This is a genomic window from Gordonia sp. CPCC 205515, from assembly GCF_048537925.1.
Lineage (GTDB): Bacteria > Actinomycetota > Actinomycetes > Mycobacteriales > Mycobacteriaceae > Gordonia.
This window is the reverse complement of record NZ_JBCLVJ010000015.1, coordinates 12,055-32,580: the sequence shown is the minus strand read 5'-3', so window position 1 is coordinate 32,580 and position 20,526 is coordinate 12,055. Positions and strand designations below refer to the sequence as shown.

The 20,526-nt window shown below is 65.4% G+C and carries 20 protein-coding genes and 2 tRNA genes; 8 read left to right on the top strand and 14 right to left on the bottom strand.

All coding sequences use genetic code 11. The features are described from left to right. The first annotated feature begins 48 nt into the window (after window positions 1-48). Window positions 49-693 carry a TetR/AcrR family transcriptional regulator gene (locus tag AAFP30_RS21775; RefSeq protein WP_419232107.1) on the top strand — a complete coding sequence of 215 codons (645 nt, stop codon included), beginning with the start codon at window positions 49-51 and terminating at the stop codon, window positions 691-693. Window positions 694-753: 60 nt separating this feature from the next. Here AAFP30_RS21775 and AAFP30_RS21770 read toward each other — a convergent pair. After that, window positions 754-826: transfer RNA gene (locus tag AAFP30_RS21770), tRNA-His, on the bottom strand. A gap of 106 nt (window positions 827-932) precedes the next feature. Beyond that, window positions 933-1,532 carry an oligoribonuclease gene (orn, locus tag AAFP30_RS21765; RefSeq protein WP_419232106.1) on the bottom strand — a complete coding sequence of 200 codons (600 nt, stop codon included), beginning with the start codon at window positions 1,530-1,532 and terminating at the stop codon, window positions 933-935. A 57-nt stretch (window positions 1,533-1,589) separates the two neighbouring features. On the opposite strand from orn, the gene AAFP30_RS21760 reads away from it, so the two are divergent. After that, complete coding sequence (locus AAFP30_RS21760; protein WP_419232105.1) at window positions 1,590-3,149, top strand: helicase HerA-like domain-containing protein; 1,560 nt, start codon at window positions 1,590-1,592, stop codon at window positions 3,147-3,149. Between the two features lie 9 nt (window positions 3,150-3,158). Here AAFP30_RS21760 and cmrA read toward each other — a convergent pair whose 3' ends face one another. From cmrA to AAFP30_RS21715, 9 genes are all read right to left on the bottom strand, one after another. Further along, window positions 3,159-3,968, bottom strand: coding sequence for a mycolate reductase (gene cmrA / locus AAFP30_RS21755; RefSeq protein WP_419232104.1), 810 nt, complete (start codon window positions 3,966-3,968; stop codon window positions 3,159-3,161). Between the two features lie 93 nt (window positions 3,969-4,061). Then, entirely contained in the window at window positions 4,062-4,580 is a 519-nt protein-coding gene (locus tag AAFP30_RS21750; RefSeq protein WP_419232103.1) for a nitroreductase family deazaflavin-dependent oxidoreductase, read from the bottom strand. A gap of 68 nt (window positions 4,581-4,648) precedes the next feature. Beyond that, a complete protein-coding gene (locus tag AAFP30_RS21745) occupies window positions 4,649-6,709 on the bottom strand; it encodes an FAD-dependent oxidoreductase (RefSeq protein ID WP_419232102.1) in 2,061 nt (686 codons plus the stop codon). A 44-nt stretch (window positions 6,710-6,753) separates the two neighbouring features. Beyond that, entirely contained in the window at window positions 6,754-7,299 is a 546-nt protein-coding gene (locus AAFP30_RS21740; RefSeq protein ID WP_419232101.1) for a PadR family transcriptional regulator, read from the bottom strand. Between the two features lie 28 nt (window positions 7,300-7,327). Beyond that, window positions 7,328-8,995: an ABC transporter ATP-binding protein gene (locus AAFP30_RS21735; protein WP_419232176.1), complete on the bottom strand. Its 1,668-nt coding sequence runs from the start codon at window positions 8,993-8,995 to the stop codon at window positions 7,328-7,330. Between the two features lie 93 nt (window positions 8,996-9,088). Further along, window positions 9,089-9,223: a hypothetical protein gene (locus tag AAFP30_RS21730; RefSeq protein ID WP_419232100.1), complete on the bottom strand. Its 135-nt coding sequence runs from the start codon at window positions 9,221-9,223 to the stop codon at window positions 9,089-9,091. A 104-nt stretch (window positions 9,224-9,327) separates the two neighbouring features. Then, window positions 9,328-9,759 carry a hypothetical protein gene (locus AAFP30_RS21725; RefSeq protein WP_419232099.1) on the bottom strand — a complete coding sequence of 144 codons (432 nt, stop codon included), beginning with the start codon at window positions 9,757-9,759 and terminating at the stop codon, window positions 9,328-9,330. Then, window positions 9,756-10,943, bottom strand: coding sequence for a globin domain-containing protein (locus tag AAFP30_RS21720; RefSeq protein WP_419232098.1), 1,188 nt, complete (start codon window positions 10,941-10,943; stop codon window positions 9,756-9,758). The genes AAFP30_RS21725 and AAFP30_RS21720 overlap by 4 nt, the downstream gene beginning before the upstream one ends. Window positions 10,944-10,990: 47 nt before the next feature. Then, complete coding sequence (locus AAFP30_RS21715; protein WP_419232097.1) at window positions 10,991-11,470, bottom strand: RrF2 family transcriptional regulator; 480 nt, start codon at window positions 11,468-11,470, stop codon at window positions 10,991-10,993. 86 nt (window positions 11,471-11,556) lie between these two features. Between AAFP30_RS21715 and AAFP30_RS21710 the strand changes: the two genes are divergently transcribed. Further along, window positions 11,557-12,837: a uracil-xanthine permease family protein gene (locus AAFP30_RS21710; protein ID WP_419232096.1), complete on the top strand. Its 1,281-nt coding sequence runs from the start codon at window positions 11,557-11,559 to the stop codon at window positions 12,835-12,837. A gap of 145 nt (window positions 12,838-12,982) precedes the next feature. Here AAFP30_RS21710 and AAFP30_RS21705 read toward each other — a convergent pair. Beyond that, window positions 12,983-13,056: transfer RNA gene (locus tag AAFP30_RS21705), tRNA-Arg, on the bottom strand. A gap of 217 nt (window positions 13,057-13,273) precedes the next feature. On the opposite strand from AAFP30_RS21705, the gene AAFP30_RS21700 reads away from it, so the two are divergent. Together AAFP30_RS21700 and AAFP30_RS21695 are read left to right on the top strand one after the other, a co-directional pair. Then, entirely contained in the window at window positions 13,274-15,301 is a 2,028-nt protein-coding gene (locus tag AAFP30_RS21700) for a cytochrome c oxidase assembly protein (protein WP_419232095.1), read from the top strand. A 112-nt stretch (window positions 15,302-15,413) separates the two neighbouring features. Next, a complete protein-coding gene (locus AAFP30_RS21695; RefSeq protein ID WP_419232094.1) occupies window positions 15,414-15,827 on the top strand; it encodes a single-stranded DNA-binding protein in 414 nt (137 codons plus the stop codon). 40 nt (window positions 15,828-15,867) lie between these two features. On the opposite strand, the gene AAFP30_RS21690 is transcribed toward AAFP30_RS21695, so the two are convergent. Further along, the gene (locus AAFP30_RS21690; protein WP_419232093.1) at window positions 15,868-16,761 is read right to left on the bottom strand and encodes a hypothetical protein; all 894 of its coding nucleotides are present in this window, start codon (window positions 16,759-16,761) and stop codon (window positions 15,868-15,870) included. A 136-nt stretch (window positions 16,762-16,897) separates the two neighbouring features. Here AAFP30_RS21690 and AAFP30_RS21685 point away from each other — a divergent pair, with 136 nt between their 5' ends. The 3 genes from AAFP30_RS21685 to ettA all read left to right on the top strand — a co-directional run bounded on the left by AAFP30_RS21685 (window position 16,898) and on the right by ettA (window position 19,646). Further along, on the top strand, window positions 16,898-17,227 hold the full coding sequence (locus AAFP30_RS21685) for a hypothetical protein (protein ID WP_419232092.1): 330 nt from the start codon (window positions 16,898-16,900) through the stop codon (window positions 17,225-17,227). Between the two features lie 52 nt (window positions 17,228-17,279). Beyond that, on the top strand, window positions 17,280-17,816 hold the full coding sequence (locus AAFP30_RS21680) for a DUF6036 family nucleotidyltransferase (RefSeq protein ID WP_419232091.1): 537 nt from the start codon (window positions 17,280-17,282) through the stop codon (window positions 17,814-17,816). A gap of 153 nt (window positions 17,817-17,969) precedes the next feature. After that, window positions 17,970-19,646, top strand: a complete 1,677-nt coding sequence (gene ettA, locus AAFP30_RS21675; RefSeq protein WP_419232090.1) for an energy-dependent translational throttle protein EttA — start codon at window positions 17,970-17,972, stop codon at window positions 19,644-19,646. 28 nt (window positions 19,647-19,674) lie between these two features. Here the strand turns inward: ettA and AAFP30_RS21670 are convergent, their stop codons facing one another. Then, a complete protein-coding gene (locus AAFP30_RS21670) occupies window positions 19,675-20,517 on the bottom strand; it encodes a formylglycine-generating enzyme family protein (RefSeq protein ID WP_419232175.1) in 843 nt (280 codons plus the stop codon). Window positions 20,518-20,526: the final 9 nt, after the last annotated feature.

Here is a 20,526-nt window from a genome sequence, read left to right as displayed (position 1 = left end):
CGGGTGATTCGCACCATCCGGATGAATTAAGAATGCTATCTTAATAGCGTGACTCAGCGACGTTCGTCAACTGCGCGCGATGACCTGGTCCGTGCGGCCGAGCGTCTGGTTGCGGAGAAAGGGGTGCACGGCGCTCGCGCCAGCGAGGTGGTCAAGGCTGCGGGTCAGCGCAACAATTCGGCTGTCGCGTACCACTTCGGCTCGTGGGAGAACTTGCTGGTCGCGGTGTGGGAGTCGCACATCGTCGTGATCAATGAAGAGCGGACCGCGTTCCTCGCGCGAGCACGAGACAAAGGAGTCATCGACCTGGCCGCATTGGTCCAGGCCTACATCGAACCGCTTGTCGCCGATATTGCTCGGCACAGCCCTAGCTATTGGGCGCGATTCTCCGAACAGTGGATGGCCAGCGTGCCCATGGAGTTCTTTGCCATCGACTCCGAGCCAGGCGGTACCTACCCGACTTCGGGGTCGATCCTCGTGCTGCACAACCTGTTCACCGAGATCGCCGAGTCACTGGAACACTTGCCGGTCGATCAGCGCACGCGCCGCGTCGGACTGATGTCCCGCCACGTCATCGCGGCGCTGGCGGCCTGGGAGCGCGACCCGGCCCCTGCGCAGACGCTCGAGAGTCTCCAGGACGAACTCGTGAATACATCGGTGGCCATGCTGGAGGCGCCCGGCGTCGGTCGGTGATGGCCCCATAAACGACCGAAGCCCCTCCCGCTGGGCGGGTGGGGCTTCGATCTCACTCGGGGTGGATGACGGGACTCGAACCCGCGACAGCCAGGATCACAACCTGGTGCTCTACCAACTGAACTACATCCACCATCGGCGTCGTCTACCCGGGATTCACATCACCGGGTTCGGCGAGCCAGGGTCATACTCTAGCGGGTCGGGGTGCCAGAACTCCAATCGGTTCCTGACCGGCGTGTTCACGCAGGTCCCAGGTCCTCCACGATCTTCGCGAGCGCGTCGGAGTCGGGTCCGGGATCGGCCACGAAGGCCGCGGCGCGGTAGTACCGCAGCTCGCGGATGGACTCACGGATGTCGGCCAACGCCCGGTGAGCGAGTCCCTTCTCCGGCTGGCCGAAGTAGACCTTCGGGTACCAACGGCGGCACAACTCCTTGATCGAGCTGACGTCGACCATCCGGTAGTGCAGGTACGTGTCGAGCTCCGGCATGTCGCGTGCAATGAACCCGCGGTCGGTGGCGATCGAGTTACCGGCCAGCGGCACCGTGCCCGCCGTGGTCACCTGAGAGCGGATGTAGTCGAGGACCTGCTTCTGCGCCTCGGCGAGGGTCACCGTCGATGCGCGCACCTCCTCGGTCAGCCCCGATGCCGCATGCATTTTGGTGACCACCTCGGGCATCGCCGCCAACGCCTCGTCGTCGGCGTGGATCACGATGTCGACCCCGTCGCCGAGAATGTTCAGGTCGCTGTCGGTGACCAGCGCGGCGATCTCGATCAATTTGTCCGATTCGAGCTGCAGGCCGGTCATCTCGCAGTCGATCCACACCAGTTTGTCTTGCACGCGATCAACTGTAGTCGTCGCCCCCGACAGGTCGGCGGGGACCGCTAAGGTGATGGCGTGACCGACGCCCACGCATCCGCGCAGACGATCGCCGCCGGCTATGCCTTCACCTCGACCGCCCTCGAGTTGGGCACGATTTCGGTTGACGGACAGGTCGATTCGACGGCAACCGTGCGCATCCCGTTGTCCATGATGAACCGGCACGGCCTCGTCACGGGCGCAACCGGAACGGGAAAGACGAAGTCGCTGCAGCTGATTGCCGAGCAACTGTCGGCGAACGGGGTACCGGTCATCATGGCCGACATCAAAGGTGACTTGTCCGGCCTGCGTAATCCGGGCACCGCGAACGCCAAGATCACCGACCGGGCCCAACAGACCGGCGACGCCTGGCAGCCTGCTGGCTACCCGGTCGAGTTCGTCTCGCTCGGATCGTCGGGAATCGGGGTCCCGATCCGTGCCACCATCACCTCCTTTGGCCCGATCCTGCTCAGTAAGGTGTTGGGGCTCAACCAGACCCAGGAGTCGACCCTGGGGCTGATCTTTCACTGGGCGGATCAGCGGGCGTTGCCGCTGCTCGACCTCAAAGACCTCCGATCGGTCATCTCCTACCTCACCAGCGACAAGGGCAAGCCGGAACTCAAGGCGATCGGCGGGGTGTCCACGCAGACGGCCGGGGTGATCCTGCGGGCGCTGACCAACCTGGAGGCCGACGGCGGCGATACCTTCTTCGGCGAACCCGAGATCGAACCCGGCGACCTGCTCCGGGTCGAAGCCGATGGCCGCGGCATCATCACCCTGTTCGAACTCGGTGATCAGGCCACCCGGCCGACGCTGTTCTCCACCTTCCTGATGTGGATTCTGGCCCAACTCTTCGAGTTCCTACCCGAGGTCGGCGATGTGGAGAAGCCGAAGCTGGTCTTCATCTTCGACGAGTCGCATCTGCTGTTCAAGGATGCGTCGAAGGCGTTCAAGGCGCAGGTCGAGCAGACGGTGAAGCTCATCCGCTCCAAGGGAGTCGGGGTGTTCTTCTGCTCGCAGCTGCCCACCGACATCCCCAACGAGGTGCTCTCCCAACTCGGTGCGCGCATCCAGCACGCGTTGCGCGCGTTCACCCCCGACGACCAGAAGGCACTCACCAAGACCGTCAAGACCTACCCGGTGTCCGACGTGTACAAGCTCGACGAGGTGCTCACCTCGTTGGGCACCGGGGAGGCGGTGGTGACCGTGCTCTCGGAGAAGGGTGCGCCCACACCGGTCGCGTGGACGGTGCTGCGGGCGCCGCGATCGTCGATGGAAGCCATTGGCGCTGAAGGGATCACCGCCATCGCACAGGCCAGTTCGCGGTACGCGAAGTACGGTGCGACCATCGATCGGGAATCTGCCTACGAGAAGCTCGCGGTGGCGACACTCGCGCCGGAGGAGCCGGCCGACGCACCGGCCCCGGAGACCATTCCGCTGCCACCGATGCCGGCTCCGACACCCGAGTCCGACGAGCCCGGCATCCTCGCCGATGTTCTCACCAGCAAACCGATGCAGAGCTTCCTGCGTTCGGCGGCCAGTGCCGCGGGCCGTGAGTTCGGCCGCGCGATCTTCGGGACAGGTCGTCGACGACGCTGATCCCGTAGCTCAGTCGCCGTCGCCGAGTTTGCGGTAGAAGGTGCCCACGATCGGTGCGACGATGGCGCGCGGCGAGTAGCCGCCGGCCACCGACATGGCCTTGGACAGGGTGCCGGGAACGATACGCATCTTGTTGTGCGCCAACGCGTCCAGGCTCATCTCGGCGACCTTGTCGCTGTTGTGCCAGAAGAAGCCGGGCACCATGCGGTCCACGATGGAGGCCTCTTCGTCGGTCGGCGTCTCGGTCCGCACCGGTCCCGGCGCGAGCAGGGTGACGTGCACCCCCTGCCCGCCGACCTCGCCGCGCAGCGACTCGCTGAAGGTGTTGACGAAGGCCTTGGTCGCGGCATACGTGGCGTTGTTCGGGATCGGCATGTTGCCGGCCGCCGACCCCACCATCAGGATGCCGCCGGACCCGCGTCGCACCATCTGCGGCAGCACCGCAAGGGTCAGGTCGTGGACGGCGTTCACATTCAGTCGGACCTGGGCGCGTTCGTACTCCGGATCGAGGTCGCTGACCGGACCGAAGGTCGCGATACCGGCGTTGTTGCACAGGATCGAGATCTCGCGGCCGGCCAGCTCGGCGCACAGGATCTCCACCGACTTCGGATCGGACAGATCCACCGGCCGTACCTCGGCCTCCACGTCGTGGCCGGAGCGCAACTCGGTCGCGAGTTCCTCGAGCACGTCGCCACGTCGGGCGACCAGGATCGTCGAATACCCGCGCTGGGCGAGGGTGCGCGCCAACGCCATCCCGATGCCGGAGGAGGCGCCGGTGACGACGGCGCGCGCCGAGTCGTTCGGTGCGGGAATACCCATGTCCCGTATCGTAGCCCGACCCCGACCGGCCTCAGTGTCCTCGGTCAGCGCCGGCACACGGCGACGACCGATCGGCGGCGTTCCGGGGAGATGTCAGACTGCGGTCAGACGGAAGACGCGAATGTCCCGATCGGTGCGCTTGCGGTATGCGCGGTACGCGGCGACCTCGTCGGCGAACTTTTCGTACGCGTCGTCTTTCTCGGCACCCTCGAGGAGGGTGGCGGTCGCCTCCGTTTTCACTCCACCGATCTCCACCCAGCACTGCGGATTGGAACCCAGGTTCAACGCCCAGGCCGGATGATGCTCCTGCCCGAAGTTGGAACCGACGAGATAGATGTGCCCGTCCTGTCGTCGATAGAGCAGCGGAACGGTGCGGCGCTGTCCCGACTTGCGCCCGATGGTCGTCACGAGCACTGTCGACGCGCCGACCGGTCCGAGCAATGTGAAGCGTCCGTGCGACTTCTGCATCACCATCTTGTCGACGGGCGACAAAGTACGGATCAGCCACGATCCGGGCGAGGTGGCTGCGAGCGGAACCAGTACTTTGCGCAGAAGTCCCGACTTCGAGCCCCACGAGGCATCGTCGGGAAAGGTGTGCGGCTGTGATGCCATGACCTTCCCTCTCGCTCACCGATATCGACGACACAAGTATGCGCCGTCGATATCGAATTCGGGATGGATCAGGCGATCCCGGCGGCCACCTCGGTGCCCTGCTGGATGGCGCGCTTGGCGTCGAGTTCGGCGGCGACGTCGGCGCCACCGATGACGTGGGTGCGCACACCGGCGACGGTCAGCGGATCGACCAACTCCCGCACCGATTCCTGGCCCGCACACACCACGACGTTGTCGACCTCGAGCACCCGCGTCTCGGTGACGTTGCCTTCTTCGTCGCGGAAGCTCAGGTGCAGTCCGGCGTCGTCGATCTTGTCGTAGCTCGCGCCCGAAATCTGTTCCACGCCTTTCATCTTGACGGTGGCGCGGTGCACCCATCCACTGGTCTTACCCAATGTCTTGCCCTGTCCGCCGGGTTTGCGCTGCACCAGGAACACCTGGCGCACCGCAGGCAGTGGCCGTGGCTTGGTGACGAAACCGGGCTTGGACAGATCCTCGCTGACACCCCATTCCTGTTCCCACTCTTTGAGATTGAGGCTGGGGGACTCGTCGACGGTGAGGAACTCGGTGACGTCGAAGCCGATGCCGCCGGCGCCGATCACCGCGACCCGCTTACCGATCTCCCGATGTCCGAGCACCGCGTCGGCGTAGGACATGACCATCGGATGGTCGACACCGTCGATATCGGGGATGCGTGGGGTGACGCCGGTGGCGACGACGACCTCGTCGAAGCGCTCCGCGATCAGTTCGTCGGCGGTCACACGGGTGTTCAGGTGAACGGTGGCGCCGGTGATCTCGAGCTGGCGGGTGTAGTAGCGGATCGTCTCGTTGAACTCCTCCTTGCCGGGAATCCGTGCGGCGATGGAGAATTGGCCGCCGATGTGGGCGCCGGCCTCGTACAGGTCGACCTTGTGGCCGCGTTGGGCGGCCGAGACCGCGGCGGACAGGCCGGCCGGTCCGGCACCGATCACGGCGACCCGCTTGGCGCGTCGGGTCGGGCCCAGGGTCAGTGTCGTCTCCCGACCGGCGCGCGGATTCAGCAGGCACGACACCTTCTTGCCGACGAAGGCGTGGTCGAGGCACGCCTGGTTGCAGCCGATGCAGGTGTTGATCTCGTCGGCGCGACCGGTTTTCGCCTTGTTGGCGAAGTCCGGGTCGGCCAGCAGTGGGCGGGCCATCGAGATGGCGTCGACCTTGCCACGTTCGAGGATCTCCTCGGCCAGGTCGGGGGTGTTGATGCGGTTGCTGGCGATCAGCGGGATCGACACCTCATCGCGCAGCCGTTCGGTGAACTTCACGAACGCACCGCGCGGCACCGAGGTGACGATGGTGGGTACCTGCGCCTCGTGCCAGCCGATATCGGTGTTGATCGCATCGACACCCAACTCCTCGGCCTTGCGGGCCATGAGCGCGATCTCGTCCCACGTCTGACCCTTGCGCACGAAGTCGGCGATCGACTGGCGCAGGATGACCGGGAACTCGCGTGGGGTCTGTCGGCGGATCTCTTTGATCACCTCGACCAGGAAGCGCTGCCGGTTCTCAGTGGAGCCGCCCCACTTGTCGGTGCGGTCGTTGGTGTGCGGGCAGAGGAACTGGTTGATCAGATATCCCTCGCCACCCATGATCTCGATGGCGTCGTAACCGGCCTTGTGGGCGAGCTTTGCCGACTGCCCAAAGGATTTGATGACGTGCCGGATGATCGGCTCGGTCATCTTGAGGTGCTTGAACGGGTGGATCGGCGACGGCTCGCTGCCCGGCGCAACCTTGAACGGCGTGTATCCGTAGCGTCCGGCATGGATGAGTTGCAGGGCGATCTTGCCGTCGGCCTTGTGCACGGCCTTGGTGATGCGGCGATGCCGTTCGACGTCGACGCGGTTGGTCATCTTGCCGGCGAACGGCAGCAGGAGGCCGGTGCGCGAGATACCGAAGCCGCCGGTGATGATGAGTCCGACACCGCCCCGGGCGCGTTCGGCGTAGTAGGCGGCGAGTTTGTCGGTGTCCCACAAGCGATCTTCGAGACCGGTGTGCATCGATCCCATGACGAGGCGGTTCTTGAGGGTGGTGCCGCCGAGCTGCAATGGCTCGAACAGGTGCGGATACTGCTGCGGTTCTGCCGTGTGGGCTGACATGGCCGGACCTTTCTGCTGATGTGGTGGATGCGGAAAACTGTTGATCAGGAAGATGTTTGGCGTTCGAGGGTGGAAATGACCTCGTCGCACCAGGCGATGAACGCCTCTTCGGAGAGGATGCCGCCGCGTAACACCAAGTACTGGTGTAGCTTTCGGCCGCGCAGGTTGTCCGGCTCCGGGTAGAAGTCGTGCTCGAAGCCGGTGAAGATCGCCAGCTGGGCGACGTGCTCGTCGCGGTGTGCCTTCAGCTCACCGAGAATGGTTGCGAGATCGCCGAATTCGGCGGCGCGGAGTTTGACCCCGAGGTCGCTGCGCAGCGGTTGGTAGGGGGTTGGACTCATCGCCCAGTCCGACAGGACCTTTCGGCCGTCGGCGGAGATGGTGTACACCTTCTTGTCCGGCCGGCCCTCTTGCGCGACAGACTCGAAGGTGACGAGTCCGTCGGTGTGCAGCTTCTTGAGGGTGCGGTAGATCTGCTGATGGGTCGCCGACCAGAAGTAACCGATGGATCGGTCGAACTGCTGGCCGATCTCATACCCCGTACCGGGTCGTTCGGCCAGCGACACGAGAATCGCATGCTCGAGCGCCATGCCACCACTTTAACAATGCACTTCGTTGCTATGCAACTGTGTGCATATGCGCCAGGGTGCCGGCGCGGACTTCGATCACCTCGTCGGCGATCTCGATAGCCCGGGGGTCGTGCGTGATGAGCAGCGTGGATCGGTCTTCGCCGAGGGCGCGCAGCGGTTCGAGGATGCGGCGGGCGGTCGCGTCGTCAAGGCCGGTCGTCGGTTCGTCGAGGATCATCACCGGGGTGTTGCGCAGGAGTGCGCGGGCCATGGCGATGCGTTGGCGTTGCCCGCCGGACAGGGTGAGGCCGTCTTCGCTGAGCATCGAGTCGTAGCCGTCGGGCAGTGCACTGATGAACGAGTCGGCGTCGGCGGCGATCGCTGCGGCGATGATCTCCGCGCGACTCGCGGCCGGGCGACCGTAGGCGATGTTCTCGGCGATACTCGCCGACTTGATCACCGGCTGTTGGGGGAGCAGCGTGATGTACTCGCGGATGGAGTGGCCGGTCAGGTCTCGAAGGTCGGTGCCGCCCAGCGTGATGCGACCCGCATCTGGCTCTTCGAACCGGCACAGCAGAGACGCGAGGGTGGACTTGCCGGAGCCGCTGGCCCCGACCAGGGCGACGATGCGGCCGGCCGGCAGATCCAGTGAGACGTCGTCGAGGACCGTGGTGTCCCCGCGGCGCAGGGTGACGTTGCGGACGGCGATGTCGTGGTCCCCGGTGTGTGCGGCGGCGTGGTGGCGATCCCGGTCGGTGGGGGTGAGATCGAGGAGTTGGGCGAGGCGATCGGCGCTCACGACCGCGGCCGCCAGAGACAACCGGACCTCGGCGAGTTCCTGCATTTTGGGGTAGAGCATGCCGAGATAGCCGGTCAGGGCGAGCAGTTCGCCGACGCTGAGCGCGCCCTGGCGGACCTGCCACACACCGGCGACCGCGATGACCAGGGTGACAATCACCTGGCCGAAGCCCATGACGGCGCCGAAGCCGGCTTCGATCCTGGTCTGCGCCATGCGGGTGCCCAGCCAGGTGACCCCGTGTCGGTGCAGGCGGCTTTGTTCGCGGTCCTGCTGGTTGTAGGCGACGGCGGTCTCATGGCCCGCGAGTGCGGTCTGCACGGCGCTGACGATGTCGGCGTTGGCGACACGTTCGTCGCGGGTGACCAGGGTCTGGCGGCGACCGAAGAATGCCGACAGCGCCCACAGGAACGGGACCGCGGCGAGTGCGACCAGCGCGACCTGCCAGCTCATGATGAACGCGGCGACAACGAGCCCGAGGGTGTTGGCCATGGCGACGACGAACTGCATGACGCCGGAACCGACGAGATACTCGACCGCCTCGAGGTCGCTGGAGTGGCGGGTGACCAGATCGCCGAGGCCGAACTGCCGATGGATCACCGGATTGAGACGTTGGACGTGGCCGAAGAGCCGGTCCCGCAGTCGCAGCACCACCCGTTCGGAGATACCGATCGAGATGATCTGACCGTAGTAGTCGGCGGCGGTGGAGAGCACGGTGATCAGCAGCCACAACACCGCCAGTTTGGCGAAGGAGAAGACGCTCTCGGCGGTGAGTGCGCCGTCGATGACGTCGGAGAGCACGAAGATCGCGACGATCTCGCAGCCCGCCGCGACCAGTAACAATGTGGCCGCCAGGGCGAAACGGGGGCCCTCACCCGTCAGGGCAGGGAGGAAACGGCGAAAGGCGTCGCGCGCGGTCATGCTCATCCGATCGGTGATATGGCAACGCTCCGGAACCGCGGGAAGGGGTGCGGTCCCGGAGCGTGCGGGGTGCTGGTCAGAAACCGGGCAGGATCAGAACCAGACCCAATCCCAGCGATGGAGACGACGGTTCCAGACGCGGCGACGGCGGCGCGGCCGCGGCGGGGCCGGGTGCTGCTGCTTCGGCTTCGGGGCGGGACCGGGCTGCTGACCGTTGGGTCCGGGCATTGATGTTCTCCTTGTCTCGGGGCCGGCACCGTCGCCGACACGAATCAAGGTAGGACGCCATCCTGCGCGCGGGCTGCGGTGCACCTTGGAGATCGCTGTCAGCGTCAGGCGGTCACGAGCAACGTGATGCCAAGGCACACAAGCGCGATCACCTTGACCACCTCGAGTCCGACATACACGACGTGGACATGACTGCGTGGTCCGTCGTGGCCGGCGAGCACCGCGTTCGACCGACGGGTCAGTGCCGGACGAATGGCCACGAGCTGGACCACAAGTGCCACGACCGCGATCGCCGCGACGACCCGAATCATCGCACCGCTCCAGGAACCCGCCACGACGGCGACCACGATGATCGCCGCCCACAGTGTCTCGGCCGCGTTGAGGGCACGGAAGACCAGCCGTCCGATGCCCAGCCCGATCGGCAGGGTGACCCCCGGTGCACGAAACTTCAACGGCGCCTCGAGAAACGAGATCGCCAGCACCATTCCCAGCCACACGAAGGTCACCGCGACGGCCACCGCCGCCGCGGTGCTCATTGCGCGCCGGTGCGCAGGAGTTCGGGACCGAACGCCTCGAAGTGAATGCGACTGTCGTCGACCTCGCGGTCGGTGAGTTCACTGCGAATGGCGGAGAGGAAACCGCCCGGGCCGCAGAGCATCACCCGTGCGTCGTCGCCGATCTCGATGTCGGACAACGACATCTGACCGACCCGCACCCGATCGGAGACGATGTGCGGCGAGGCCTCCTCGTACCACTGGAAGAGTTGTCCATTCGGAAGTGATTCGACGAGCGCGGCCAGTTGCCCGCGGTGCGGTTGCCGGTTTCGGGAGCGATCGGCATGCAGCACGGTGACCGGACGCTCGTCGCCCGATTGCGCCATCGCGGTGAGCAGGCCGATGACGGGCGTGCAGCCGATGCCGGCCGATGCCAGGACCACCGGCAGGTCGTCGTCGGGGAGCACCAGATCGCCGAAGGGGGTGCTCACATGCAGCAGATCGCCCTCGAAGGAATGCTCGTGCAGGTGCGCCGACACCTCACCCGCGTACTTGACGCTGAACTGCCAGGTGGGGTCGGCCGGTGCACCGGTCAGGCTGTATTGCCGGATCTGCTGTGCACCGTCGCTCAGTTCTACTTGCACCGAGATGTATTGTCCGGGTGCGAATGTGGGTAGGGATTCGGCGGGATTCATGGCGGCGAGAGTGAGCGAGATGGTGTCGGGGGAGACCTGCACCCGCTTGACCACCCGCACATCACGCCACACATCACCGGGAGCCACTCCGGCACGGGCGTACAGGTCGGACTCGGACTCGATGAGCAGATCGGCCATGTCCCAGTACACCTGGTCCCAGGCGTCGGCGACCTCGGGCGTGACGGCCGCGCCGAGTACGTCGACGATGGAGGCGAACAGGTGCTCGTGCACGATCGCGTACTGGTCGCGCGTCACGCCGAGAGACGCGTGCTTGTGGGCGATGTGATCGAGGATGAACTTCTGTTGGCGTGCATCGGGTTCCAGCTGCAGCGCGGCAAACGCGGCGATCGAGCCGGCCAGCGCCTTCGGTTGGTCGCCCGATTTCTGGTGGGACCGGTTGAACAGATTGTCGAGCAGTTCGGGTCGGGCGGCGAACATCCGGCGGTAGAAGCCCGTCGTGATGTCGTCGAGTGCGCCGTGGACGGCGGGCAACGTGGCGGCCAGAGTGGAGCGCTGTGCATCAGTGAGCATGGTGTCCCCGATCGTTGAGTTGTTGTGAATTACCCTGCTGCCGAGATCTATTCGGCATGTCTGTGGGCTGCGTCGGTACGTACCGGCGGCGCGAGGCTCAGTAACACGCCCGCGGTGGGTGAACTGACGAGATCGCCGACGGTGTGGTCGTCGAGGCTGGCGAAGAAGGCGGCTCGCGCGGTCGCGAGGGCACCGCGCAGGCGGCACGCGCCCCGCAGGGGACACGGTTGCGGTCCGTTGCAGTCGACGACTTCGCCGTCACCCTCGAGTGTTCCGGCCAGCCAACCGATCCGGGCTTCGCGGCCGAGCTCGGTGATCCCCAGCCCGCCGGAGCGGCCACGTCGGGCGTGCACCACGCCCATCTCGGAGAGTCGCCCGACCACCTTGGCGACGTGCGTATAGGGCACCGCGAGTTCGTCGGCGAGCTGCCGTGTGGTGAAAGACGTTGTCGTCGAGTCGCGCTCGTCGGTGACCGCCAGGCGCATGACAACCCGGAGTCCGATGTCGGTGAACCGGGTCAGTTGCATGCATCGAGTAGACCATAATTGGCATCTGAGATGAATATTTAAACGTTGTGAGGCGCCTCACGTTCGGATGTCGCAGACTGAGAGGCATGACGGCACCGGAAACCAAAACGGGTGGGTTCTTCTCCTGGAATCGGGTCGACGGGGGAGAAGTGATCGGGCCGGGCGACCGGCTGAGCTGGCCGCGCACGGTCGGCATCGGATTGCAGCATGTGGTGGCCATGTTCGGTGCCACGTTTCTGGTGCCGGTGCTGACCGGATTTCCGCCGTCGACGACGCTGTTGTTCTCGGGTATCGGCACCCTGCTCTTTCTGCTGATCACCCGAAACCGCTTGCCCAGCTACCTCGGATCGAGTTTCGCGATCATCGCGCCGGTAGCCGCGGCCACCGCGTCACACGGGCAGGCGTCTGCGCTGGGCGGGATCGTGGTGGTCGGCGCGCTGCTCATCGTGATCGGTGCGATCGTGCACTTCGCCGGGGTGGGATGGATCGACATTCTGCTGCCGCCGGTGGTGACCGGAACGATCGTCGCGCTGATCGGACTGAACCTGGCGCCGTCGGCGAAGGACAACTACGAGAAGGACCCGGTCATCGCCACCATCGTGCTGGTGCTGCTGGTGGCCTCGGTGGTGCTGTTCCGCGGACTGCTGGGTCGGTTGGCGATTTTCCTCAGCGTCATCCTCGGGTATCTGATCTCGCTGGCCTTCGACAAGGTGGACACCAGCGGCATCGGCGACGCCGCGTGGATCGGGTTCCCCGAGTTCCAGGCGCCGTCGTTCCATTTGTCGGTCATTCCGATGTTCCTGCCGGTGGTGCTGGTGCTGCTGGTCGAGAACATCGGCCACGTGAAGTCGGTGGCCACCATGACCGGGGTCAACTACGACCGTCGGATCGGCCGGGCGTTGTTCGCCGACGGCGTGGCGACCGTGCTCGCCGGCAGTGGAGGCGGATCGGCCACGACGACGTATGCCGAGAACATCGGGGTGATGGCGGCGACGAAGGTGTACTCGACCGCGGCGTACTGGATCGCGGGCGTCACCGCGATTCTGCTCGGCCTCTCGCCGAAGGTCGGTGCGGTCATCGCTGCAGTGCCGGCCGGCGTGCTGGGCGGTGTCACGACCGCACTCTACGGCCTCGTCGGTGTCCTCGGTGTGCACATCTGGGTGAGCAATCGGGTCGACTTCGGCAGGGCCATCAACCAATTCACCGCGGCGATCCCATTGGTCATCGGGATCGCCAACTTCACGTGGGTCATCGGCGACCTCAACTTCGGTGGCATCGCGCTCGGTGCCGCGGCCGCGCTGATCATCTATCACTCGATGCGGATCATCGGCGGGTGGCGGGGGACCGGCGGGGTGGAGAAGGGGTGAGCGCGTTCCGCTGAACGCCGCGGACCCCGACGGTGAGGTCGGATTGAGGTCGCATGCGACGTCATCTCGGAACATCGACGTCAGCTGAGGTCGCTCTTTCGAGATGAGGTCGCACGCGACCTCATCTCGATCAGTGCTCACTATGTGCCCCCGGCAGGACTCGAACCTGCGACCTAGGGATTAGAAGGCCCTTGCTCTATCCACCTGAGCTACGGAGGCTGATGCCGCTCGGGGCGGCAGCGTGGGCGAGTATATCCCGTCACAGGGCGTGTCTCTCATTGCCCTTTGCGGGTCTTGGCGGCCCGATTGCTCCCTGGCTGCGTTGTCGTCGGTCACGATAGCTGCCGCTATCGCTCCCTCCTCCGCCTTGCCAGGAACCAATCGGCTCCGCCAATCCCTCGCAGAAGCAATGAGAGACACGCCCTACAGTGGGTGCATGACCAGCGCTTCGCCGACAGCCCCGGAGGAGACACGACGGGACGCGATGCGCGAGCAACCCGGCGTCGTGGCCGGCCTCTCGTGGGCGCTGACCTGGCTCGCCGCCATCGTCGCGATCCTGGTGACCGTGGCCACCGCATCGAGTGCGTTGCAGTTGGCCGGCGTGCCAGACCCGGGATTGCTGACCACCTACGGACTTCCGACGGTCACCGCGATCGGCGAGGTCTCCGCGGCCATCGCCATCGGATCGACGATCTTTGCCGCGTTCTTCGTGCCCCCGCAGGAGGACGGATTCCTCGACGTGGGTGGATTTCGGGCAATCCGGATCGCGGCGACCGCGTCACTGGTGTGGGCGGTGTGCGCGGCCTTGCTCATCCCGTTGTCGATCTCGAACGTCAGCGGTCAACCGTTGTCGGAATCGATCAAACCGACCAACCTCATCAACGCCTATTCACAGGTCGCGGACGCGCGGACATGGATGTGGACGGCGATCTTTGCGGTCGCCGCAGCTGCCTGCGCCCGCATCGTGATGCGATGGGGCTGGACGTTCCTGGCCCTGTACCTCGTCGTCCTCAGTCTGATGCCGCCGGCGTTGGCCGGGCACTCCTCGGTGGGCGGCAACCACGACCTGGCCACCAACAGTCTCATCCTGCATATCCTGGGCGCGACGGTGTGGATGGGTGGCCTGTTCGCGGTCGTCACCTATGCGCTTGCCGACGGGCGCTGGCGAGTACTCGCCGTGCGTCGCTTCTCCCGGGTCGCGTTCTGGTGCATCGTCGTCGTCGGCATCAGCGGCGTCATCAACGCGCTCATCCGGGTCCCGCTGGACGAACTCGTCTCCACCGCGTACGGCAGGGTGGTCCTCGCCAAACTGATCGCCCTCATCGTGCTCGGCACCTTGGGCGCCTGGCATCGTCGGGTCACCATCGAGCGACTCGAGACCGAGCCTGCCGGACGATCGGTGTTCGTGCGGTTCGCGCTCATCGAATCGCTGGTGTTCGCGGTGACCTTCGGTCTGGCGGTCGGACTCTCCCGGACACCCCCGCCGCCGACCGAGAGCGCCGATCTGAGCGCCGCGGAAAGCCAGATCGGTTACCGCATCGACGGGCCGCCGACCCTGGGCCGCATCCTGTTCGACTGGCGTTTCGACCTGCTGTTCGGCACGCTCGCGATCATCCTCGCCGTCGTCTATCTGCGGGGCGTCGTGCGACTGCGGAGACGCGGCGACGACTGGCCCGTCGGACGCACCGTGGCCTGGATTCTCGGCTGTGCACTGCTGCTGTTCGCGACGTCGTCGGGCATCGGCCGCTACTCGCCGGCCATGTTCAGCATCCACATGATCGCCCACATGATGATGTCGATGATGATCCCGGTCCTGCTGGTTCTCGGCGGCCCGGTGACCCTCGCGTTGCGCGCGTTGCCTCCGGCCGGGCGACACAATCCGCCGGGTCCGCGTGAGTGGATCCAGTCGGCGATCCACAGTCCGCTCTCGCGGTTCCTGACCCAGCCGGTCGTCGCCGCGATCCTGTTCGTCGGCAGTTTCTATGCCCTCTACCTCGGTGGGCTCTTCGAGACGGTGGTGCCGTATCACGCGGCGCACATCGTCATGAACCTGCACTTCCTGGTCAGCGGCTACCTGTTCTACTGGATCGTGATCGGCATCGACCCCGCACCACGACAGGTGTCCCCGGTGGCCAAACTCGGAATCGTCTGGGGCTCTTTGCCGTTCCACGCCTTCTTCGGCGTGGCGTTGATGATGACGAGCGCGATCATCGCCGAGTCGTACTACCGGGGGCTGCAACTGCCGTGGAACTACAGCCTGTTCGACGACCAGCGAACCGGAGGCGGAATCGCTTGGGCGGCAGGCGAAATACCGCTCGTCGTGGTCATGCTGGCGCTGTTGGTGCAGTGGCGGCGGCAGGACGAGAAACAGGCGCGCCGCTACGACCGTCGAGCCGTGCGTGACCATGACGCCGATCTCTCGAGTTACAACGAGATGCTCAAGGATCTCAACAAGCGCCACTGAAACGCCGAGTTATCCACAGATCGCCTCGGTGGACGTTTTCCGACCGGTTTCTGGTCGATGCTGACTCCAGCCACGACAATCGGTGGCGCTGGGAGAACCCAAGGAGTGGAGCATGTTTGAGACGTACACAACTGTGATCGGCAGCGTCGTGAGCGAGCCTCGTCGCCGACAGACCACGACCGGCGAGGAGGTGATCTCCTTCCGCGTGGCGTGCAACTCCCGCCGGCTGGACAAACGCTCCCAGGAGTGGACCGACGGCCCGACCCTGTATCTCACCGTGAGTTGCTGGCGCCGCCTACTCGCCGGCGTCGGGGTGGCGATCGCGAAGGGGCGCCCGATCATTGCGCACGGCCAGATCAAAACGAACGAGTATGTGACGAATGACGGGGAGAAGCGGTCCGATCTCGAAATGACTGCGGTCGCAGTCGGATTGGATCTCAGTCGGTGCGTTGCCCGATATGAGGAACCTGGCGCCACGGCAGTGGTGGCGGTCGAGGAGGTCGCGGCCCGACCCGCGGCGGCGTAACCCGATCCGGGGCGGCGATACGGGGTTTGCCGTGTCGCCGCTACGGGGTCGCCTCGTCGCTCAGTGAGTCGACGACGTGGCGGGCCCGGGTCACCTGTCGCTGGGCGTCGTCGAGTGCGGTGCGGGACTGCTCGTGGTCACGTTCGGCGACCTCGGCCTGACGGCGCGCGAAGCGCAACTCGTCTTCGCGGCGGGTCAGTTCGGCACGCAGCTCGTCGAGCTGTGTTTCGAGATCGCCGACCTGGCGAGTGAGGTCGGCGGCCGCGGCGGCACGGTGCTGTTCGGTCGCGCGGGCCTCGGCCTCGGCGGCGGTGGTCGCCGACAACAAGTCACGCGCTTCGGCGAGCAACTCCGCTCGACGTTGTGCCGCATCGTCGTCGGACAGTGCGGGGTCGGGGTCGGGGACCGGTGGCGTGGTGTCGATGTCGGGCACGACGAACAACCCGCTGGGCCCGAATCCGCTGTACTCGGCCGAAGTGGTCAGCCGTCCGCGGCGGACGTCGTCGAGCACCTGCTCGTCGGCAAGAGCGGCGCGCAGCGTCTGGCCGACCTCGCGGAGCGCGTTGTCGGACAGTCGTGCGCCGGCATCGGCGGCGGTCACCGCGACGGCGGACGTCGCGGTGGCGACCAGTTCCTGTCGGCGCGCGGACAGGGCGCGTAGGCGGTCGGCTGCCGACTTGCGTTGGGCATCGGTCAGTTGCTGCGCGAGATCGGTGAGGGCCTCGATCTCGTCGGGTTGGGTGCGTGCCCAGAGGTTGACGGCCGAGGCGACCTGCGTGGGCCGCCGCAATTTCGAAACGGACTGCGCGAGCCTGCGATTGCCATCAGCGCGGGCCGCTTTCACGAACTCGGTGCGCCGGGCGACGAACTCGGCCGGCGGCGCACCGTAGAGCTCGTCGATGATGTCGTCGAGCGCGCTCTGGTCGACAGGCATACGACGATGATAGGTCCGGAATGCGTTCATTGAACTGAATGCCTAGGCACAAAATGGATGTGACCTGCGGTTATAGCTAGCAAATCGGGTCGATGACCGTGTTAGCGTTAGAGATCTGGGAAGGAGGGTGTCGAGCATGCGTAGCAACAAGTACCTGCGGCAGCAGATCATGCACGATCGTGTGATGCGGAAGATTCGTCGAAACGGCCTGCGAGTCGACACCCCTGAACTCCGTGAACATCTCGAATGGACTGGCACTCAGGTGGCCGGTCTCAATCACGAGTACGTCGAGATATGGCGTTCGCTCCTCAGCGGTAACGATCTGGATCGCATCGACATGATGGTGTCGGGCGACGGCGACATCGAGGGTGAGATGCGTAATCTGTCGCCGCTACCCATGCTCCTATCCCCGGATGAACGCATGTCTGTGTTGCAGGACGCTGTCGCCGTAGAGCAGTCCTTGTAGCTGCGTGAACAGGGACCAACTCGCACGCGGCATCGCTGCTGCCTGTCACGTCGTGCAGGAATCCTCGGTAGTCGTTTTCGGGTCGCAAGCGATTCTCGCGAGCTTTGACGAGAGTCTGTTACCGGACGAGGCGACTCGTTCCCGAGAGATGGATGCGGCACCGACCAGCGCCGTGGAGCTGGGCATCGAGGACACCGAGAAACGGGTTCGGATCGACGCCTACCTCGGTGAGCAAAGCGAATTTCATCTGGCCAATGGTTTCTATGTCGAGGGCATCAGCCCGAGGACGGTGACCCTGCCCGTTGGCTGGACTGGCCGTCTCGTGCGTTTTCCCGACGGCGCCACTTATGGGGAGATCGGCCATTGCCTGGACCCCGTCGATCTTTGTGTTTCGAAGATGATCGCCGGTCGGCCGAAGGATCTCGAGTTTGTGACGTCGCTTGTCGCCGTGCCGTTGGTCGATGTGGGGGAGGTCCTCGCGCGTCTGCAATCCGACATCGACTGGCCCGACACGTACACCGACGATCGTGCGGTTGCGGTGGCGCGGGCCGTCGAGTACTTGCGCCACGTAAGGAACCGATTGACCTGACGACTGTGCGCGCTGGTGGGCGTCGATAGAGTGGTTGGCGACGAAACGCTCAGGTGGCCCACCGCCCTGTCGATGGCGAGAATCCTCACCAGATGGGGATGGGTGATCCACCAGCGAACACGATGACAATATTGCAGGTAGAGAGGCTAAAGCGTGGCTGGCGAATTTATATACACGATGAAGAAGGTGCGCAAGGCGCACGGCGACAAGGTCATCCTCGACGACGTCACCATGTCGTTCTTCCCCGGCGCCAAGATCGGCGTCGTCGGACCGAACGGTGCCGGTAAATCGTCGATCCTCAAGATCATGGCCGGCATCGACCAGCCGTCCAACGGCGAGGCCTTCCTCGATCCCGATGCGACCGTCGGCATCCTGCTGCAGGAGCCGCCGCTCAACGAGGAGAAGACGGTCAAGGAGAACGTCGAAGAGGGCATGGGCGAGATCAAGGAGAAGCTCGACCGCTTCAACCAGATCGCCGAGCAGATGGCCACCGACTACTCCGATGAGCTCATGGAGGAGATGGGCAAGCTGCAGGAGGACCTCGACCACGCCGACGCGTGGGACATGGACTCGCAGCTCGAGCAGGCGATGGATGCCCTGCGCTGCCCGCCCGGAGATTCCCCGGTCACCCACCTCTCCGGAGGTGAGCGACGCCGTGTGGCGCTCTGCAAGCTGCTGCTGTCCAAGCCGGATCTGCTGCTGCTCGACGAACCGACCAACCACCTCGACGCCGAGAGCGTGTTGTGGCTCGAGCAGTTCCTCGCGAGCTACCCGGGTGCCGTCCTGGCCGTCACCCACGACCGCTACTTCCTCGATCACGTCGCGGAATGGATCTGCGAGGTCGACCGCGGCAAGCTGATTCCCTACGAGGGCAACTACTCGACCTACCTGGAGAAGAAGGCCGAGCGGCTCGAGGTCCAGGGCAAGAAGGACCAGAAGCTGCAAAAGCGGCTCAAGGAAGAACTCGCCTGGGTCCGGTCGGGTGCCAAGGCCCGCCAGACCAAGAACAAGGCCCGCCTCGCGCGCTACGAGGAGATGGCGGCCGAGGCCGAGAAGACCCGCAAGCTCGACTTCGAGGAGATCCAGATCCCGACGCCGCCGCGCCTCGGCGACGTGGTGGTCGAGGTCTCCCACCTCGACAAGGGCTTCGAGGGTCGGGTACTGATCAAGGACCTCTCGTTCACGCTGCCGCGCAACGGCATCGTCGGCGTCATCGGTCCGAACGGTGTCGGTAAGACGACGCTGTTCAAGACCATCGTCGGCCTCGAGGCACCCGATTCGGGCGATGTGAAGGTCGGCGAAACGGTCAAGCTCAGCTACGTCGACCAGAACCGCGCCGACATCGACCCCAAGAAGTCGGTATGGGAGGTCGTCTCCGACGGCCTGGACTACATCGAGGTCGGCCAGAACGAGATGCCGTCACGGGCCTACGTCAGCGCCTTCGGCTTCAAGGGGCCGGATCAGCAGAAGCGTTCCGAGGTGCTCTCCGGTGGTGAGCGCAACCGTCTGAATCTCGCGCTGACCCTTAAGGAGGGCGGCAACCTGATCCTGCTCGACGAGCCGACCAACGACCTCGACGTCGAAACCCTCAGCTCATTGGAGAACGCACTCGAGCAGTTCCCCGGCTGCGCCGTGGTCATCAGTCACGACCGTTGGTTCCTCGACCGCACCTGTACCCACATCCTCGCGTGGGAAGGCAATGTCGAAGAGGGGCAGTGGTTCTGGTTCGAGGGCAACTTCGAGGCCTACGAGGCCAACAAGATCGAGCGCCTCGGTGCCGATGCTGCTCGCCCGCACCGGGTGACCCACCGCAAGCTCACCCGCGACTGAGGTGTCCGGCCCTCGTTGAGGTCAAATCTCAACGGGCGCAGCGGAACCCGAGGTGCGAGGTCGCCGAGTCGTCGGACTGCGGCGACCTCGCAGCGGGTCGGTAGCGGCGGCAGTACTGCGGCGAGCACAGGTGTGATCCACCCTTCGTCACGCGACTGACCTGTGGGGAAGTGGTCGGCGCCAACAGATCCCGACGTCCGTCGGGAGTCACCGTGCTCAACTCCGGCGGCACATGTCGTGGTGTGTAGACGTCCGACGTCCGCTCCCAGACGTTGCCGATCATGTCGACCAACCCCCATCCGTTGGCCGGGTAGCTGCCGACCGGTGACGTACCGCTCCACCCCAGCGACCGATAGGGGAACTCGCCGATCCAGGTGTTGGCCATGACCTGCCCCTCCGGGTGCAGTTCCGCGCCCCACGCATAGTCGGCACCATCGACACCGCCACGCGCGGCGTACTCCCATTCGGCTTCGGTCGGCAGACGGCGGTGCGCCCACTCGGCGTAGGCGACGGCGTCGGCGTAGGCGATCTGCACCACCGGGTGATCGAGACGGTCGTCGATGCCCGAGTCGGGTCCGAGCGGATGGCGCCACGACGCGCCCGGCTGCCACCGCCACCACCCGCGCCAATCGGCGAGGTCGACCGGGCCGGACGTCGGAGTGAAGACCAGCGCGCCGGGCACCAACTCGGCCGGCTCGGCGTCCGGGAAGTCGGCCGGATCGATCTCCTGTTCGGCGACGGTCACATACCCCGTCGCCTCGACGAACTCCCGGTAGGCGGCGTTGGTCACCGGATGCGCCTCGATTGCGAAGCCTGCGATCTGTCGTTCGTGGGCGGGGCGTTCCTCGGCATAGAACCGGTCCGAGCCCATCACAAAGCG

Bases quoted from the DNA above. Each gene is read 5' to 3' on its own strand.
- cmrA (WP_419232104.1), bottom strand. From the start codon at position 3,968: ATGGGTATTCCCGCACCGAACGACTCGGCGCGCGCCGTCGTCACCGGC.
- AAFP30_RS21750 (WP_419232103.1), bottom strand. From the start codon at position 4,580: ATGGCATCACAGCCGCACACCTTTCCCGACGATGCCTCGTGGGGCTCG.
- AAFP30_RS21745 (WP_419232102.1), bottom strand. From the start codon at position 6,709: ATGTCAGCCCACACGGCAGAACCGCAGCAGTATCCGCACCTGTTCGAG.
- AAFP30_RS21740 (WP_419232101.1), bottom strand. From the start codon at position 7,299: ATGGCGCTCGAGCATGCGATTCTCGTGTCGCTGGCCGAACGACCCGGT.
- AAFP30_RS21735 (WP_419232176.1), bottom strand. From the start codon at position 8,995: ATGACCGCGCGCGACGCCTTTCGCCGTTTCCTCCCTGCCCTGACGGGT.
- AAFP30_RS21730 (WP_419232100.1), bottom strand. From the start codon at position 9,223: ATGCCCGGACCCAACGGTCAGCAGCCCGGTCCCGCCCCGAAGCCGAAG.
- AAFP30_RS21725 (WP_419232099.1), bottom strand. From the start codon at position 9,759: ATGAGCACCGCGGCGGCGGTGGCCGTCGCGGTGACCTTCGTGTGGCTG.
- AAFP30_RS21720 (WP_419232098.1), bottom strand. From the start codon at position 10,943: ATGCTCACTGATGCACAGCGCTCCACTCTGGCCGCCACGTTGCCCGCC.
- AAFP30_RS21715 (WP_419232097.1), bottom strand. From the start codon at position 11,470: ATGCAACTGACCCGGTTCACCGACATCGGACTCCGGGTTGTCATGCGC.
- AAFP30_RS21710 (WP_419232096.1), top strand. From the start codon at position 11,557: ATGACGGCACCGGAAACCAAAACGGGTGGGTTCTTCTCCTGGAATCGG.
- AAFP30_RS21700 (WP_419232095.1), top strand. From the start codon at position 13,274: ATGACCAGCGCTTCGCCGACAGCCCCGGAGGAGACACGACGGGACGCG.
- AAFP30_RS21695 (WP_419232094.1), top strand. From the start codon at position 15,414: ATGTTTGAGACGTACACAACTGTGATCGGCAGCGTCGTGAGCGAGCCT.
- AAFP30_RS21690 (WP_419232093.1), bottom strand. From the start codon at position 16,761: ATGCCTGTCGACCAGAGCGCGCTCGACGACATCATCGACGAGCTCTAC.
- AAFP30_RS21685 (WP_419232092.1), top strand. From the start codon at position 16,898: ATGCGTAGCAACAAGTACCTGCGGCAGCAGATCATGCACGATCGTGTG.
- AAFP30_RS21670 (WP_419232175.1), bottom strand. From the start codon at position 20,517: ATGGGCTCGGACCGGTTCTATGCCGAGGAACGCCCCGCCCACGAACGA.